The sequence below is a fragment of the Nocardioides ureilyticus genome, from assembly GCF_051280745.1.
Taxonomy (GTDB): Bacteria; Actinomycetota; Actinomycetes; order Propionibacteriales; family Nocardioidaceae; genus Nocardioides.
In genome coordinates this window covers 57,349-71,839 of sequence record NZ_JBNCOG010000021.1, presented here as the reverse complement: position 1 = coordinate 71,839, position 14,491 = coordinate 57,349, and the positions used below count along the sequence as shown (strand labels likewise).

The 14,491-nt window shown below is 73.2% G+C and carries 17 protein-coding genes; 10 read left to right on the top strand and 7 right to left on the bottom strand.

Annotated features, from left to right (window positions below; translation table 11 throughout):
* Positions 1-244: 244 nt before the first annotated feature.
* Positions 245-730, bottom strand: coding sequence for a hypothetical protein (locus ACSMHG_RS13110; protein ID WP_435745717.1), 486 nt, complete (start codon positions 728-730; stop codon positions 245-247).
* A gap of 314 nt (positions 731-1,044) precedes the next feature.
* Here ACSMHG_RS13110 and ACSMHG_RS13105 point away from each other — a divergent pair, with 314 nt between their 5' ends.
* From ACSMHG_RS13105 to ACSMHG_RS13095, 3 genes are all read left to right on the top strand, one after another.
* Positions 1,045-1,506, top strand: a complete 462-nt coding sequence (locus ACSMHG_RS13105; protein WP_435745715.1) for a phage upper tail fiber protein — start codon at positions 1,045-1,047, stop codon at positions 1,504-1,506.
* 1 nt (position 1,507) lies between these two features.
* Positions 1,508-2,440 carry a hypothetical protein gene (locus ACSMHG_RS13100; protein ID WP_435745713.1) on the top strand — a complete coding sequence of 311 codons (933 nt, stop codon included), beginning with the start codon at positions 1,508-1,510 and terminating at the stop codon, positions 2,438-2,440.
* Between the two features lie 69 nt (positions 2,441-2,509).
* Positions 2,510-3,442, top strand: coding sequence for an alpha/beta hydrolase fold domain-containing protein (locus ACSMHG_RS13095; RefSeq protein WP_435745711.1), 933 nt, complete (start codon positions 2,510-2,512; stop codon positions 3,440-3,442).
* Between the two features lie 289 nt (positions 3,443-3,731).
* Here ACSMHG_RS13095 and ACSMHG_RS13090 read toward each other — a convergent pair whose 3' ends face one another.
* On the bottom strand, positions 3,732-5,189 hold the full coding sequence (locus tag ACSMHG_RS13090; RefSeq protein WP_435745708.1) for a serine/threonine-protein kinase: 1,458 nt from the start codon (positions 5,187-5,189) through the stop codon (positions 3,732-3,734).
* Positions 5,190-5,211: 22 nt separating this feature from the next.
* Positions 5,212-5,823 carry a flavodoxin family protein gene (locus ACSMHG_RS13085; protein WP_435745705.1) on the bottom strand — a complete coding sequence of 204 codons (612 nt, stop codon included), beginning with the start codon at positions 5,821-5,823 and terminating at the stop codon, positions 5,212-5,214.
* Positions 5,824-5,967: 144 nt separating this feature from the next.
* On the opposite strand from ACSMHG_RS13085, the gene ACSMHG_RS13080 reads away from it, so the two are divergent.
* Together ACSMHG_RS13080 and ACSMHG_RS13075 are read left to right on the top strand one after the other, a co-directional pair.
* Positions 5,968-7,149 (top strand): zinc-dependent alcohol dehydrogenase, encoded by a 1,182-nt coding sequence (locus tag ACSMHG_RS13080; protein ID WP_435745702.1) that lies wholly within the window; start codon positions 5,968-5,970, stop codon positions 7,147-7,149.
* Positions 7,146-7,586 (top strand): SRPBCC family protein, encoded by a 441-nt coding sequence (locus ACSMHG_RS13075; RefSeq protein ID WP_435745699.1) that lies wholly within the window; start codon positions 7,146-7,148, stop codon positions 7,584-7,586. The genes ACSMHG_RS13080 and ACSMHG_RS13075 overlap by 4 nt, the downstream gene beginning before the upstream one ends.
* A gap of 37 nt (positions 7,587-7,623) precedes the next feature.
* On the opposite strand, the gene ACSMHG_RS13070 is transcribed toward ACSMHG_RS13075, so the two are convergent.
* Complete coding sequence (locus ACSMHG_RS13070; protein WP_435745697.1) at positions 7,624-8,298, bottom strand: response regulator transcription factor; 675 nt, start codon at positions 8,296-8,298, stop codon at positions 7,624-7,626.
* A gap of 151 nt (positions 8,299-8,449) precedes the next feature.
* On the opposite strand from ACSMHG_RS13070, the gene ACSMHG_RS13065 reads away from it, so the two are divergent.
* Together ACSMHG_RS13065 and ACSMHG_RS13060 are read left to right on the top strand one after the other, a co-directional pair.
* The gene (locus tag ACSMHG_RS13065; protein WP_435745694.1) at positions 8,450-8,659 is read left to right on the top strand and encodes a hypothetical protein; all 210 of its coding nucleotides are present in this window, start codon (positions 8,450-8,452) and stop codon (positions 8,657-8,659) included.
* Positions 8,656-9,294 carry a methyltransferase gene (locus ACSMHG_RS13060; RefSeq protein WP_435745692.1) on the top strand — a complete coding sequence of 213 codons (639 nt, stop codon included), beginning with the start codon at positions 8,656-8,658 and terminating at the stop codon, positions 9,292-9,294. Before ACSMHG_RS13065 ends, ACSMHG_RS13060 begins: the two co-directional genes overlap by 4 nt.
* Before the next feature lie 52 nt (positions 9,295-9,346).
* Here the strand turns inward: ACSMHG_RS13060 and ACSMHG_RS13055 are convergent, their stop codons facing one another.
* From ACSMHG_RS13055 to ACSMHG_RS13045, 3 genes are read right to left on the bottom strand one after another with little or no spacing between them, the layout of a single operon-like run.
* Positions 9,347-9,619 (bottom strand): CDGSH iron-sulfur domain-containing protein, encoded by a 273-nt coding sequence (locus tag ACSMHG_RS13055; protein WP_435745689.1) that lies wholly within the window; start codon positions 9,617-9,619, stop codon positions 9,347-9,349.
* Complete coding sequence (locus ACSMHG_RS13050; RefSeq protein ID WP_435745686.1) at positions 9,616-10,569, bottom strand: iron-containing redox enzyme family protein; 954 nt, start codon at positions 10,567-10,569, stop codon at positions 9,616-9,618. The genes ACSMHG_RS13055 and ACSMHG_RS13050 overlap by 4 nt, the downstream gene beginning before the upstream one ends.
* The gene (locus tag ACSMHG_RS13045; protein WP_435745684.1) at positions 10,569-10,727 is read right to left on the bottom strand and encodes a hypothetical protein; all 159 of its coding nucleotides are present in this window, start codon (positions 10,725-10,727) and stop codon (positions 10,569-10,571) included. Before ACSMHG_RS13045 ends, ACSMHG_RS13050 begins: the two co-directional genes overlap by 1 nt.
* A gap of 155 nt (positions 10,728-10,882) precedes the next feature.
* Here ACSMHG_RS13045 and ACSMHG_RS13040 point away from each other — a divergent pair, with 155 nt between their 5' ends.
* The 3 genes from ACSMHG_RS13040 to ACSMHG_RS13030 all read left to right on the top strand — a co-directional run bounded on the left by ACSMHG_RS13040 (position 10,883) and on the right by ACSMHG_RS13030 (position 14,465).
* On the top strand, positions 10,883-11,206 hold the full coding sequence (locus ACSMHG_RS13040) for an STAS domain-containing protein (RefSeq protein ID WP_435745682.1): 324 nt from the start codon (positions 10,883-10,885) through the stop codon (positions 11,204-11,206).
* Positions 11,207-11,429: 223 nt separating this feature from the next.
* Positions 11,430-12,116, top strand: a complete 687-nt coding sequence (locus ACSMHG_RS13035) for an HAD family hydrolase (RefSeq protein WP_435745680.1) — start codon at positions 11,430-11,432, stop codon at positions 12,114-12,116.
* A gap of 105 nt (positions 12,117-12,221) precedes the next feature.
* Entirely contained in the window at positions 12,222-14,465 is a 2,244-nt protein-coding gene (locus tag ACSMHG_RS13030) for a SpoIIE family protein phosphatase (RefSeq protein WP_435745677.1), read from the top strand.
* Positions 14,466-14,491 lie beyond the last annotated feature (26 nt).

Genomic DNA, 14,491 nt, shown 5'->3' with positions numbered 1-14,491 from the left:
CCGGCCGTCACGTTCGTGGCGCCGCAGGTTCCGCGCGAGCGGCTCCTCGAGGGAGAGGCCGATGGAGTCGAAGTACGTCGGGTGCTTCGTCTCCGGCGCGATCCCGATCCGGCGGCCGGTCTCCTTCTCACCCCCCCCCCCCCCCCCCCCCCCCCCCCCCCCCCCCCCCCCCCCCCCCCCCCCCCCCCCCCCCCCCCCCCCCCCCCCCCCCCCCCCGCTTCGCTCTTCCCTGCTGGCGCTCAGCTCAGAGCGGGCAGCCCAGGTTGTTCACCCGGTCCAGCTCGGCGGCCAGGTCGAGCATCTGCGCGCGGTCCCCGGAGGCGATGGCCGCGTTGACCCGCGGGACGAACGGGTCGCTTCCGCCGTCCCGGCGGAGCGGGAACTCCAGCTCCTCGTGCGCGGCGTTCAGCCAGGAGGCGACAGCAGCGCGGAGCAGGATCCGCTCCGCACCTTCGGCGCCCTTGCCGCCCCTGTACTTGAGCGCGTCGAGGAGCGTGTCGCCCTCGAGCGCCTTGCTGACGTCGAAGCCGGCCCACGGCTTCTCCAGACCGAGGTTCGACGGGATCTTCAGGTCCGGCTTCTCGTACCAGTTCTCGGTGTGGTTCTTCCAGTAGCCCGGCGTGCAACCCTCGGTCGTGCCGCTGTTGCCGGCGTGGACCGGTGCGACGGCGGCGACGGAGAGGAGCGAGGCGATCGCGGTGAGCTTCACCGCGCGGGAGAGCATGCGCATCTGTGTGTCCTTCGGTTCTCAGGCCGACGCCAACCTGCTGCTGGCGTTCCCCATGAAGGCCTTGTCTAGACCCCTTGCCTCCCGCGCGCTCCGGCAAACCACCACGACCGCCGGTCCAGACCAGTCTCGGTCGTCCGTGCGACCGCCGCCGCACCACCCGTTCGGACCATGCCGCCACTGGGGCTGGTCACGACCCATGGCACGAACGGGCGGTTGAGGGCGCGAACCGCCCCGAACCGCTGCGGATGCCGGTTGAGTGCTCGGTGGGGGCAAGAGTGAGGCAAGCGCGAGAGCGCCATCGAGAAAGAGACGTCGTGACCCGACTGCAGCAGGCCCCGACCGTGGAGCCCACCGGCTCCTCCCCGTCCGTGAGCCGCCGACAGGCCTGGCGCGTGGCTGCCGTGGGCGCCACCGGCGCGACCGGTGCGCTCGTCCTGGCCCCCGCGCCGGCCGAGGCCAAGGTCGCCCGCCGGGCGACCGACAAGGGCGTCGCGCGCATGATCGCGCGGCGGGCCAGCCTGACCCGCCGGGCGGTGGAGCGCATCGTCGACCAGCGCCTCGCGGCCTTCGAGGAGCGGCTCCTCAGCTCGGTCCTGCCCGACGCCGTGGAGCAGGACCCGGTGCGTTCGCGCCTCGACGCGCGGTACGCCCTGGTCGGCTCCCTCCCGCTGGAGCCGGTCGGCGACACGGTCGCCGCTCCGGTGGTCCTCAGCCAGGCGGCCTACGACGCCCTGCCGTCGCCGGACGCCGACACGCTCTACGTGATCGTCGACTGACGTGGTCGCGCTGGACAGCGCCGGGGCGGTGTTCCTCGGCTCGAAGCCCGTTCGCGCCGTCTACCGTGGCGGCTCCAAGGTCTGGCCGGCCATCCCGGTCGCGCCGCCCCCGCCGCCGCCGGCCGAGCCGACGTGCACGCTCGACGACGTCGTCCACGACATGTACGGCGCACCGCTGCGCCACGACACGAAGTTCCCCGGCTGGGGCGCCCACGAGGCGGCGCTGGCCGGCGTGAACGTGGGTTGGGACTGGTACGCCGGTGCACGCCCCGGCCCCCGCCCCAACGACTCGACCAACCCCGGTTTCGAGGGCATCACCTACACCCACCACAACGTCTGGGGTCAGGTCGCCCCCGCGGCGGGCGGCACCGGTGAGCGGCGGGTGCGGGTCCAGGTCGACCTGCCCGAGGTGTACCACCTCGACGCCGGCGCGACCGCGTGGCGCCGGGTACGTGGCACCCGCGAGGACGTGAAGAACTTCGAGGGCGGCTACTGGTCCGGCGCCAACTACAGCAAGGTGCGCGCCATGAGCGCGTCCACGGACTTCCGCACCGAGGCGGACGGCCACTCCTGGGACGCGTTACCGCTCACGACGGCCACGGGAGGACCCTCCACGTCCTCGGTCGGGCACTGGTTCTACAGCGGCTGCTACCCGCGCATCCCGATCCCCGTCGGGACCCAGGTGGCCATCCACACCCGGATGCGCCTGGTCAGCGACCACCCGGACGCGGACCTCGGCGCCGCCCGCTTCGTGGGCGCCTTCTGCGGCGACCTCTACACCTCCGCGACGACGACGGTCGGCAGCAACGGACGGAACCCACCGATGGCCCAGCCCCGGCACAAGCTGCTGACGGCACAGTGGCGGCCCTTCAGCTACGTCTCCGGCACCGAGGCCGAGATCCGCAGCTACCCGGCGTTGCCCTTCGTGGACTGACCGCCCCCCTCCACCGGGGCCCGCACCAGCCCCTCGCATGGTCGTCTGGACGCTGGTCACCGGTCCGCCATGACCGTGCGGTGGATCGTCGACGACCGATCGCAGAGCCTGTGGACGCGGGTCTACGTACGGGGGATGTGGGCCCGTCGCGACAAGGACGCGTTCGAGGGCGCGGGGAACACGCGGGCGAAGGCGCTCGGGCTGCAGCGGCGGGGTGACGCACCGCCGACCCGAGTCACCCGGTGGACCCGCGTCGTCACCACCACGGTGCGCGACGGCATGACCGTGTGGTCGGTCCGGCCGCGCCGCGAGGCGCCCCGGGTGCGGGTGCTCTACGTGCACGGCGGGGGTTACGTCCACCCGCTCACCGCCGACTACTGGCGGCTCGTGCGCGCCCTGTCCGCCCGGCACCCGGCCGCGGAGGTGGTCGTGCCGGCGTACCCGCTCGCTCCTGGCGCGTCGGTCGACGACGGGCTGCCGCGCCTGCTCGACCTGGCCCGGGAGGTCGTCGCGGACGACCTGCCCCTGGTTCTCATGGGTGACTCAGCGGGAGGCGCCCTCGTGCTGGTGCTCGCTCGCTGCCTCCGGGACGAGCGCGGCTCCCAGGCCGACCGGGTCGTCGCCCTGAGCCCGTGGCTCGACCCCACTCTCGGCGAGGAGTCGATCGAGGAGCTGGAGGCGAGCGACCCGATGCTCGCGTCGTCCGGTCTGCGCGCCGCTGCCCGGTGGTGGGCCGGTGACCGACCCACGACAGACCCGTTGGTCGACCCCCTCCGCGACGACCTCGACGGGCTCCCGCCGTTGCACGTCCTCGTGGGCGACCAGGACATCCTCCGGCCTGCGGTCGACGAGCTGGCCGACCGGCTGCGGGCCAGGACCACGGAGCTCGACGTCCTGGAGGTCCCGGCCATGTTCCACGTCTGGATGACCCGAGCCATCCCCGAGGCGGCGCGCTCCCGCCGGCTCCTGGCCCGTCTCGTCAGTGAGACCGCCTCGCACTGAGGGGTGGTGGCTGCGCCCACCCCGCCGGGTGAGTGGGTGACGAGCGTCTCTCGGGCACCGGACGGCGCATGGGAGAGGGAGAAGAGACGACGATCACCCGCCGCGCGTCCGTAGCGGATCCGTCGGGCACCACGTGTCCGCGGTGCGGCGGCGCCATGGTGCCGCGCCTGACCGACGCGGCGGAGCCCGTCGTCGCCGGAGGCCCCCTCTGCGCCGACGTGCCCGTGCGCCTGGTCTGCCCCCGCTGCTCCTGAGGAGCGCGAGGCGCGGTCGCGCACAGCGCCGCGGGTCAGCGCCGGCCGGGCGCGGCGTGCGAGCGTCCGCCGCGGCCCTTGGTCTTCGTGGCGTGGCCGGGCGGCTGCTGGTGCACCTGGTCCGGGCGATCGTGACCCCGACCGCGATGCTTCGGCTTGCCGACGTCTCGGTCACGCGGCTGGGGCTCGGCGGAGCCGCTGGACGAGCTGCGGCGGTCGGGTGGGGCAGCGGTCCCGGCCGTCGCCGGGTCCGTCGCGGGCGGGTCGGTCGCGGGCGGGGAGGTCGCGGGGCGGCCGGTCGGCTGGTGGCTCACCTCCCGGATGCTCTCGGGCGAGGTCGGTTCCGTCGAGGGGCCGCCGCTGGTCACGGGGGCGATCGGCCGCTCGTCGCTCACCGCGGCGTCCGGGGCGAGCGCCGCCCCGCCCGCGACCGACGCGACCACCGCGACGGCCGCGGCCGCGGCGATCCGGTAGCGGGAGAGGGCCGGTCGGCGACCGGCGACGGGGACCGACTGGGTGTGGGGCACCTCGACGGTGACCGTGTCGGTGCCGGTCCCGAGCGGGGCCAGGACCGCCCCGCCCCGGGCGAGGATCCGGAGGGCTGACGCGACCTCGGTCGCGGTGGGTCGCTCGGCCGGGTCGGTCGCGGTCATCGCCGCAAGCAGCCGCGGCCAGCCGTGCGGGAGCGATACCGGGATGGTCGGGCTGCGGTGCAGGCGGGCGAGCGCGGCCTCGGTCGAGGTGCCGGGATAGGCCCGGGTGCCGGTGATCGCCTCGAGGAGCATCAGGCCGAGCGCATAGACGTCGGCGGCCGGCGTGACCCGGTCCCCTCGCACCTGCTCGGGGGCGAGGTAGGCGACCGTGCCGACGGTGGTGCCCGTGCCGGTGACACCGGCGGCCTCGCCCAGCATCCGGGCGATCCCGAAGTCCGCCAGGCGCACGCGGCCGTCCGTGCCGAGCAGCACGTTCCCGGGCTTCACGTCGCGGTGCACCACTCCCCTGGCGTGGGCGTGGGCGAGGCCGTCCGCGACATGGCTGCCGATGCTGGCGGCGACCGCGGGGTCGAGCCGCTCCCCGGAGAGCCGGTGGGACAGCGTGCCGCCGTCGACGAGCTCCATGACGAAGTACGGGCGCCCGCCCGACGTGCCCGCGCCGAGCAGCGTGACGATCGCCGGGTGGTCGAGCGCGGCCAGCAGCCGGGCCTCGGCGGCGAACCGGTGCCGTGCGGCGTCGACCTCGCCCACGACCGGGTCGAGCAGCACCTTGACCGCCACCTCACGGTCGAGCAGGCGGTCGTGGGCTCGGTGGACCTCGGCCATGCCTCCTCGGCCGAGCAGGTCACGGATCTCGTAACGACCGTCGAGGAGTTCCAAGAGGTGCCTCCGGACAGAAGTCGAGGGTGGTGATCGGGGAAGCTTCCCGCTGGGCGACCCAGCAGCGACGGTCGCTCCGTCCGCACCCCGGTGCCCATGCCCGCGGACCTCATCACCCACCCCTGGGGATGAGGCCACGGCCTCAGCCGGGGTAGGGCGCCGCCTTCAGCAGCCGGGCCAGGTGCACGGAGTTCTTCGCCGCGGTGTCGTTGGTGCCGGCCGTGACGTCGGGCGTCTCGTCGAGGTCCTGGTAGTCGGTCCCGTGCATGGCCTCGCCGACCCAGTAGGTGCTGCCGTTGGCCGCGATGGAGAACCCCGTGTCGTTGAGCGCCTGCAGGCACTCCGCGACGGTGTGGTGGGCGCCGTCCTCGTTGCCGACGACGGCGACCGCGGCGACCTTGCCGAAGGTGAGCATGCGCCCCTCCTCGTCGGTCTCCCCCAGCTCGGCGTCCAGCCGCTCGAGCACCATCTTCGTCACCGACGACGGCTGCCCGAGCCAGATGGGGGTGGCGATGACGAAGATGTCGGCGTTGAGCATCTTCTCCCGGATCGCCGGCCACTCGTCGCCGTCCCCCTCGTCGGTCGTCACGCCGAAGCGGACCTGGTGGTCCACGACGCGGACGACCTCCCCGGGCGCGCCGTGGGCGGTGAGCCGGTCGAGCACCTGTCGCCCGATGAGGTCGGAGCTCGAGCTGCTCCCGGAGGAGCTCGGCTTGAGCGTGCAGACGAGGACGAGTGAGCGCAGGTCGGTCATGGGGTGCCGGTACCCGAGCCGCTCGCGGCCATGAGACGACACGCCGGGTCAGGTCCACGCGGCCGGTTGCCCGCCGCGAGCGACGGGTACCTCGGGACGAGACCACGACGTCGTCCCGGCCTCGCGGCCGACCGGAGGAGACACATGAAGGCAGTGACCTGGCAGGGAACCCGCGACATGCAGGTGACGGAGGTCCCGGACCCGGGCATCGTCGACCCGACCGACGCCATCATCAAGGTGACCTCCACCGGGCTGTGCGGCTCGGACCTCCACCTCTACGAGCCACTGAGCCCGTTCATGACGCAGGGCGACGTCGTCGGCCACGAGCCGATGGGGGTGGTGCAAGAGGTGGGCAGCGCCGTCAGCGACCTCAAGGTGGGCGACCGCGTCGTCGTGCCGTTCAACGTCAGCTGCGGCACGTGCTGGACCTGCTCGCGCGGCCTGCACAGCCAGTGCGAGACGACGCAGAACCACGAGCACGGCACGGGAGCGAGCCTCTTCGGCTACAGCAAGCTCTACGGCCAGGTTCCGGGCGGCCAGGCGGAGTACCTTCGGGTCCCGTTCGCCGACACGCTGCCGATCAAGGTCCCCGAGGGCCCGTCCGACGACCGCTTCCTCTACCTCTCCGACGTCCTGCCGACCGCCTGGCAGGGCGTCCGGTACGCCGAGCTGCCCGACGACGGCGTGCTGCTGGTGATGGGCGCCGGTCCGATCGGTGACATGGCCGCCCGCATCGCCATGCACGAGGGCCACCGGGTGATCGTGGTGGACCGGGTCGCCGAGCGGCTGGAGCGCGTCCGGGCTCGGGGCGCGGAGACCATCGACCTCGACGCCGTGGACGACCTCGCTGAGGAGGTCCGCAGCCGCACCAACGGCCGTGGGGCGGACTCGGTCATCGACGCGGTCGGGATGGAGGCGCACGGCAACCCGGGCGCCGAGGCCGCGATCAAGGCCGTCGGACTCCTGCCGGACGCGGTCGCGAAGCCGCTGATGATGAACGCCGGGTTCGACCGGCTGGCCGCGCTCCACGCCTCGATCGAGTGCGTCCGCCGTGGTGGCACCGTCTCGATCTCCGGCGTGTACGGCGGCGCCATGGACCCGATGCCGGTGATGCAGATGTTCGACAAGCAGCTGCAGGTACGGATGGGCCAGGCCAACGTGCGTCGGTGGTCCGACGACATCCTGCCGCTGCTGACCGACGACGCCGACCCGCTCGGCACCGAGGGTTTCGCGACCCACCACCTGCCGCTGGACGCCGCCCCTGAGGCCTACGCCAACTTCCGGTCCAAGGAGGAGGGCTGGGTCAAGGTGGTGTTCACCCCGTGAGCCGCAACACCCGCCGGATCCACGCCACGCCGGCCCAGGTCTGGGAGGTGCTGGCCGACGGCTGGCTCTACCCGCTGTGGGTGGTGGGGGCCTCCCGCATGCGCGAGGTCGACGACGCCTGGCCGCAGGCCGGCAGCCGCCTCTACCACTCGGTCGGCACCTGGCCGGCGCTCATCGACGACAACACCGAGGTGCTCCGCGTCCAACCGCCGTCGTTGCTGGAGCTCCGGGCTCGGGCCTGGCCCGCCGGCGAGGCGACGGTGCGGATCATCATCGAGGCCGCGGGGACCGAGACCGAGGTGACCATCGAAGAGGACGCGACCAAGGGTCCCGGGCGCCTGATCCCCAAGCCGCTGCGCGACGTCCAGCTCGCCTGGCGCAACGTCGAGACCCTGCGCCGGCTGGCGTACGTCGTCGAGGGCCGCGTCAGCGGCTGACGCACCGGCCGACTGCGACGGCCGGGCCGGGCGCCTGTCAGGTGAGCCGCTCGGTCCGGCCGTCGACGTGCCGGACGCGATCCGGGGCGAAGCCGTGCTCCATGCCCCACCGGACCGCCTGGGAGCGACGCGTCACACCGATCTTGCGGTAGAGCGTCCGCACGTAGGTCTTCACCGTGTTGATGCCGATGTAGGCCCGGTCGCCGATCTCCTGGTTCGACAGCCCTTGGGTGATCAGGGCGAGCACCTCGGACTCGCGCTGGCTCAACCCCACCTCGATGCCTGGCCACCGGCCGAACTCGCCACCCTCCTCCGGGCGCTCGCGGTCCGGCACGACCGTCTCGCCTGCATGGACCCGCTCGAGGCTCTCCACCAGCTCCTCGGTGGTCAGCGCCTTGGAGAAGTACCCGGCCGCGCCGTTGGCCAGCGACCGCTGCACGAGGTCCGGCTCGACGTTCCAGCTGAAGACGACGAACTTCGCGTCCGTGCCGTCGAGCCGGGCGGCGATGTCGATCCGGTCGCCCTGCACCTGGCCGTAGGAGTCGTAGAGGACGACGTCGACGTCGCTCACCACGGGGACGCGGCTGTCCAGCTCGACCACCTCGACGCGGTCGCGGAACCCCGAGAGCAGGGCCGCCACGCCCGCCACGACCAGCTCGTAGTCGTTGATGATCGCGATCCGCACGGGGCGGCTCTCTCCAGACCGTGGCATGACCTCATCCCACCACACCCCGCCGCGTCGACCTGCCCGCCCGGACCGCGGGTGGCCACCGGAGCCACCGGCCACAGCCCGCGCCGGGCATGGAGCGCGCGCAAAGGGGACACAGGGCGCTCATGCAGAGTCACCGACACGAGGAGGCAGCATGACCGAGGAGACGAGTGGCAACCGGCGTGCGTCGTACCTGATCGCGGCAGCGATCCTCTTCCTCATCGTCATCGTCGGTGCGGCGTACTTCATCATCGCGGCGGTCCGCGGCACGGAGGCCGACGGCGAGGACCTCGGCCCGGACTCGCCCGCGCCGCAGATCGTGACCGGCCTGGTGGCCGATGTCGTGACCGGCCCCGTCCAGTGACCGCCGACCCCACGACCGCGCTCCGTGAGCACGTCGAGTTCGGCCCGCTGACGATCGGCTTCGACCAGCGCGTCCTCCGGCCACGCCCGTGGACCGCGGCACAGTCGGCTTGGGCGGCCGAGCTCCTGGTCGAGGCCGACCCGGGGCCGGTGCTCGAGCTGTGCGCCGGCGCCGGGCAGATCGGCCTGTTGGCGGTCCACGCCTCCGACCGCCGGCTCGTGTGCGTCGACGCGAACCCGGTCGCGTGCGCCTGGACCCTCCAGAACGCGGCGGCCGCCGGCATGGCCGACCGGGTCGAGGTCCGTCAGGGCGACCTCGCGGTGATGGTCCCGCCCAGCGAGTCCTACGCCCTCGTGGTCGCCGACCCGCCCTGGGTCCCTGCCGCGGAGACCAGCCGCTATCCGGAGGACCCGCTGCTGGCCATCGACGGCGGGGACGACGGCCTGGTCGTGGCTGCTGCCTGCGTGGACGTGGCCGCCGGCCGGCTGGCGAGGAACGGATCGCTGCTCATCCAGCTCGGGACCTCCGAGCAGGTTCGAGCGGTCGACGCGACCCTCGCCGCCGACCGCGAGCTCCGCCTCGAGGAGGTCCGCACCTTCGAGCGGGGCGTCGTCGCGCGGTTCGTGCGCGAGTGACCCACCCGGCGCGCCGGCCCGGCTGACCGCGGGCTGTCGGCCCGCGGCGACCTCAAGGGCGCAGCTTCTTCGGCAACAGCTTGTGCGTCCCGTCGCACCACGGCTTCGTCGCCGACCGGTGGCAGCGGCAGATCGCGCTGACCGGGCGCTCGGTGCGGTGGCGGTTGCCGTCGTCGTCCTCGACGACCACGTCGCCGCGCACCAGCATGGGCCCCTCCGGGCACAGCACGATCGTGGGACGCTCCTCCACGTCCGGTGGCTCGGCCGACCGGTCCGAGGCACGCACCGGCTGGTCCCCGCGCTGGTCGAGCGGCTCGGCGGTCACTGCTCGACACCCCACTTGTCGAAGAGGTCCCGCGCCTGCCGGTCCTCGGTGTCGAGACAGGTGAAGGCACCGAGGAAGACGTCGTCGGCCAACGCCGGCTCGGCCCGGACCAACGGTGCGCAGATGTCCCGGACGGCGAGCTGCTCGTGCACCGCGTCGGCCTCGACGTGCTCGCGGTAGTAGTCGACGATCTCGTCGGGAAAGCCCAGGCGCTCCAGCCCCTGGGCCATCTGGCGCGACGGGATCGAGCTGGTGGCCTCGAACGCTGCGAGATGCCCCAGCGAGGCCGCGCGCAGCCGGCGGTGGAGGCCCAGGAACGACTGCACGTTGTTGGACTCCAGCACCGCGAGCGTGGCCTCGTCGACGTATGCGCCGTACTCCGACCGGAGGCCGGCGGCCTCGAGCCCGCGCTGGAAGAGGTGTTGGTGCAAGCGGGCGGGGTTGCCGTCGCCGTACTCGTCGAACTGCAGCTCCATCAGGGCCGCCTTCGGGCCCGTCGGCAGGCGCGGCACGACCCACGCGCTGGGGTCGGCCTCCTTGAGGTGGTAGATCGACTTCTGCCGCAGCAGCTCCAGGACCTGGCTCTCCGTGGCGTCCGTCCGGACGTACCGCGCCATGGAGGGCCCGTCGTGGCCGGCGATGTAGGCGAACAGGTCGCGGGCGAGGTCGTCGGTGCGCGTGGGCCGGTGGGCGGCGTAGCGCTCCCGCAGCTCGGCCTCCAGCCGTTCCTCGAGCTCGCCGCGGAGGCGGAGCAGGTCGGGCGCCCACTCCCAGCGGTCGTCGACGTCCTCGAAGCCGCGGTAGTGCAGCTCGTAGCACGTCCACAGGGCGATCGCCCGGTCCTCGGCGCCGTCCGCGGCGGCCGACTGGGGCACGAGTGTCCCGGGCTCCTCCCGCAGGGCGGCGAACAACTGGTCGCTGAGCGTTCCTCGGGCCTTGGGCAGCAGCATCAGTCGCGCCCCTCGTCCAGCACCCGGGTGGCTTCGTCGGCCGCCTCGAGGGGCTGCCACACACCACGGCAGTCGAGGAAGCCCTCGACCTGCCTGCTGCGGCGTCCCTGGAGGCCACCCCCGGGCCGGGCGGCCTGCTCGGCGTTCACCAGCGTCATGGCGCCCCAGTGACCGTCGCCAGCACCGGCAAAACCTCCGGCACGTCGAGGCTCCGCCGCTGGCGCCGCAGGGGGCCCGCGGCAGGAGCAGAACCACCCACACGGGTGAGGAATCGGGTGCGGCGCTCGTCCGCAGACCGGGCTAGGGTCGAGCCATGCTGGAAAGGCCCTTCTCGTCCTCCTACGCCGACGGTGTGCTCACCCTCGGCGGGTCCATCGACGAGTACGCCGTCGCAGCGTTGCGCTCCGCGATCCGCGAGCACTCCGAGGAGCACCGGCGGCCGCTGGCCGTGGACCTCACCGACGTCGACTTCCTGCCGAGCGTCGCGGTCGGAGTGCTCGCCACCGGCCTCAAGGACTCCGAGGCCGCGGGTACCGACTTCACGCTGGTCGCCGCTCCGCGGTCCATCGCCCACCGGGTCCTGTTCATCACCGGCATGCCGTACCGCGAGTCGCTCGAGCCGGCCGAGCCCGCCTGACGTCCGCGCCGCCCACCCGAACGGGTGAAACCGCGTGCGAACGACGATCGAGGTGATTGCACTCGCCCGACCCGGGTACTGGCCCCCTGCCGACGGTCACCGGTACGGGACTTACGCAGGCCCAGGTGACTGCCGAGGGACCGTCGGCACGTCGTAGACCGGGGTCCGGCGCCCGAGCGCCGGACCCCTGTCACTTCCCGGCCGATCTCCGAGGACCGACTCCATGAGCCAACCGACCGGACGCCGCCCGGACACCGTCGTGCTCGACCTCGACGGCACCCTGGTCGACTCCGTCTACGTGCACGTCGCCTGCTGGAAGGCGGCCTTCCGCGACGTCGGCATCGACGTCCCGGCCCATCGTCTGCACCGCGCCATCGGGATGGGCGGCGACCGCCTCGTGACCGCGGTCAGCAACGAGTCCGTCGAGCGCTCGGTCGGCGACGAGCTCCGGGCTCGGCACGGGCAGCACATCGACGCCCACTTCCACGAGATCACCGTGCTCGAGGGCGCCGGCGACCTCCTCGAGGCGTTGCGGGACGCCGGGCTCGACGTCGTCCTCGCCAGCTCCGGCGAGCGGGAGCAGACCGACCGGCTGCTCGACCTCGTGCCGGGTGCCCACCTGATCCAGGAGACGGTGTCCGGCTCCGAGGCCGAGGAGAGCAAGCCCGCCCCCGACCTGCTGGCCGCCAGCCTCGCACGGGTCGACGCGACCCGTTCCTTCGCCGTGGGCGACTCCGTCTGGGACGCCAAGGCTGCGGCAGCCGCCGGCATCCCGGTGGTGGGCTTCCTCACCGGCGGGTTCTCCACGGCCGAGCTGCGCGACGCCGGTGCGGCGCTCGTCCACGACGGTCCGGCGGCGCTCGCCGCCGCCCTCGACGAGGTCCTGGAGACCCTCCGCCGGCAGGCGTAGGAGGACGCCGAGCCAGCAGCTCTCGGACACACCACCGGGTGAAGCGGCACCCCCAGACGGCCGGTAACCTGCACCTGACCTGCTGCGACTGCCGATGGAGCGTTCGTGACCGAGACGGCATCGCCGCACACGCCCGCGTACGGCGCCGTCGACCTCGAGACGTGTGACCGCGAGCCGATCCACGTCCCGGGCGCGGTCCAGCCGCACGGACTCCTGCTCGCGGTCGACCGCCAGACCACCCGCACGGTCATGGTCTCGGCCAATGTCGAGGCGATGCTCGGCGTCCCGCTCGACGACGCCCTCGACCGCCCGTTGGCCGACCTGATCGGCGAGGCGGCCGCCACGGCCATCCAGCAGCACGAGGAGCTCGCACCGGCCCGCGAGCCGCTCACCCTCCTGCTGCCGCCGCACAGCACCGGCCTGCTCGCCGAGGGGACCGTGGACGTCGGGGTCCACCTCTCAGGGGACCGGCTCGTGGTCGAGCTGGAGCCACTCGCCCGGGCACGCGTGCTGCCCATGTCGTACCGCTCGGCCCGCAGCGCCATGGGCCGCCTCGCCTCCTCGACGACGGTCGACGAGCTCACCGCCCAGCTAGCCGTCGAGGTCCGCGAGATCACCGGCTTCGACCGTGTGATGGTCTACCGGTTCGACCAGCACTGGAACGGCGAGGTGGTGGCCGAGGAGCGTCGTGCGGACCTCAACCCGTTCCTGGGCCTGCACTACCCCGCGACCGACATCCCCGCACAGGCCCGGCGGCTCTACACCGTCAACTGGACCCGCCTCATCGCCGACATCAGCTACACCCCGGTCCCCCTCCATCCCGTCCTCGACCCGTCCACCGGCGCTCCCCTGGACCTCTCCCACTCCACCCTCCGGAGCGTGTCGCCGATCCACGTCGAGTACCTCACCAACATGGGCGTCACCGCCTCGATGTCGGTCTCACTCCTCGTCGACGACCAGCTGTGGGGACTGGTGGCCTGCCACCACTACTCCGGACCCCACCGACCCAGCCAGGACGCGCGCGCCGCCGCGGAGTTCCTCGGCCAGGTGGCCTCGCAGATGGTCGCCGAGCGTGAGCGCTCCGACCAGCGGGAGGCCGCACTGTCCGCGCAGTCGACCCTCAGCCGGATGACCGCCCGCCTCTCCGCCGTCGGTGGGGACCCCCTCGACGGCCTGGTCAACGACCCCGACCTGCTCCGGCTGATGGAGGCGGGTGGCGTGGCGATGTGCCACGACGGCGAGCTGCACACCGCCGGCCACGTGCCCTCGCCCGACGTCGTGCGTCGCATCGCGCGCCTGCTGCGGCCGAGCGGCGACGTGGTCGCCAGCGACCACCTCGCCCGGCTCGACCCGGCGCTCGCCCAGGAGTCGTCGACCGCCGCAGGGGCGCTGTGCATCGGCGCCGGGCCGGACAGCTGGCTGCTGTGGCTCCGTCCAGAGCTCGAGCAGGTGGTCGACTGGGGCGGCGACCCGACGAACAAGGAGATCGCCGCACAGGAGGGGCCGGGCGTCCGGCTCTCCCCGCGGAAGTCGTTCGAGAAGTGGCAGCAGGTCGTGCGCGGGCACAGCGCCACCTGGGAGTCGTGGCAGGCCGACGCCGCGACCGGGCTGCAGACCCACGTCAACGGACTGATGATGCAGCGGTCGCGGGAGCAGATCGCCGTGGCCGAGTCGCTGCAGCGATCCATCCTGCGCGAGCAGCTCCCCGAGGTCGACGGCATCGACGTCGTCGCGCGGTACCACCCTGCCTCCACCCTGCAGCTGGGCGGCGACTGGTGGGACGCCGTCGAGCAAGCCGACGGCCGTGTCGCGTTCGTGGTCGGCGACGTCGCGGGCCACGGCGTCGACGCCGTGGGGGCGATGACCCAGATCCGGACCGCCATGCGCGCCTACCTCTTCGCCGGGGACGACCCCGGCACCTGCCTGGACCGCCTCGACCGCCTGATGTCCGGCCTGATCGACGAGCGGGTGGCCACGGCGCTGATCGCCCTGGTCGACGCACCCCGTCGCCGCGTCGAGCTCGTGAGCGCAGGGCACCCCCTCCCGTTGCTCTTCGACGGCACCTCCTCCCACGACGTCCCGGTCACCGCGCGGCCGTTGCTCGGCCTCGGCGAGGGTCGCGCCCAGCCCACGGCCGTGGAGGTACCGCCCGGCTCCACCCTCGTCCTGTTCAGCGACGGACTGGTCGAGCGACGCAAGATCGACATGGTCGAGGCCTCGGAGATCCTCCGGCGGGCGGGCGGCACGGGCCCGGGCGCAGACCTCGGCGCGTGGGTCGACTCGCTCGTCGACGCAGTGCCCGGCGAACGCGACGACGACACCACCGTGGTGGCCATCCGCTTCGGGTAGGCACCGGCCCCGAACCGTCCTCGGCT

Coding starts and splice junctions, on each gene's coding strand:
- ACSMHG_RS13050 (WP_435745686.1), bottom strand. CDS start 10,569: ATGCTGCTGCCCAAGGCCCGAGGAACGCTCAGCGACCAGTTGTTCGCC.
- ACSMHG_RS13110 (WP_435745717.1), bottom strand. CDS start 730: ATGCGCATGCTCTCCCGCGCGGTGAAGCTCACCGCGATCGCCTCGCTC.
- ACSMHG_RS13035 (WP_435745680.1), top strand. CDS start 11,430: ATGAGCCAACCGACCGGACGCCGCCCGGACACCGTCGTGCTCGACCTC.
- ACSMHG_RS13040 (WP_435745682.1), top strand. CDS start 10,883: ATGCTGGAAAGGCCCTTCTCGTCCTCCTACGCCGACGGTGTGCTCACC.
- ACSMHG_RS13070 (WP_435745697.1), bottom strand. CDS start 8,298: ATGCCACGGTCTGGAGAGAGCCGCCCCGTGCGGATCGCGATCATCAAC.
- ACSMHG_RS13045 (WP_435745684.1), bottom strand. CDS start 10,727: ATGACGCTGGTGAACGCCGAGCAGGCCGCCCGGCCCGGGGGTGGCCTC.
- ACSMHG_RS13080 (WP_435745702.1), top strand. CDS start 5,968: ATGAAGGCAGTGACCTGGCAGGGAACCCGCGACATGCAGGTGACGGAG.
- ACSMHG_RS13065 (WP_435745694.1), top strand. CDS start 8,450: ATGACCGAGGAGACGAGTGGCAACCGGCGTGCGTCGTACCTGATCGCG.
- ACSMHG_RS13085 (WP_435745705.1), bottom strand. CDS start 5,823: ATGACCGACCTGCGCTCACTCGTCCTCGTCTGCACGCTCAAGCCGAGC.
- ACSMHG_RS13095 (WP_435745711.1), top strand. CDS start 2,510: ATGACCGTGCGGTGGATCGTCGACGACCGATCGCAGAGCCTGTGGACG.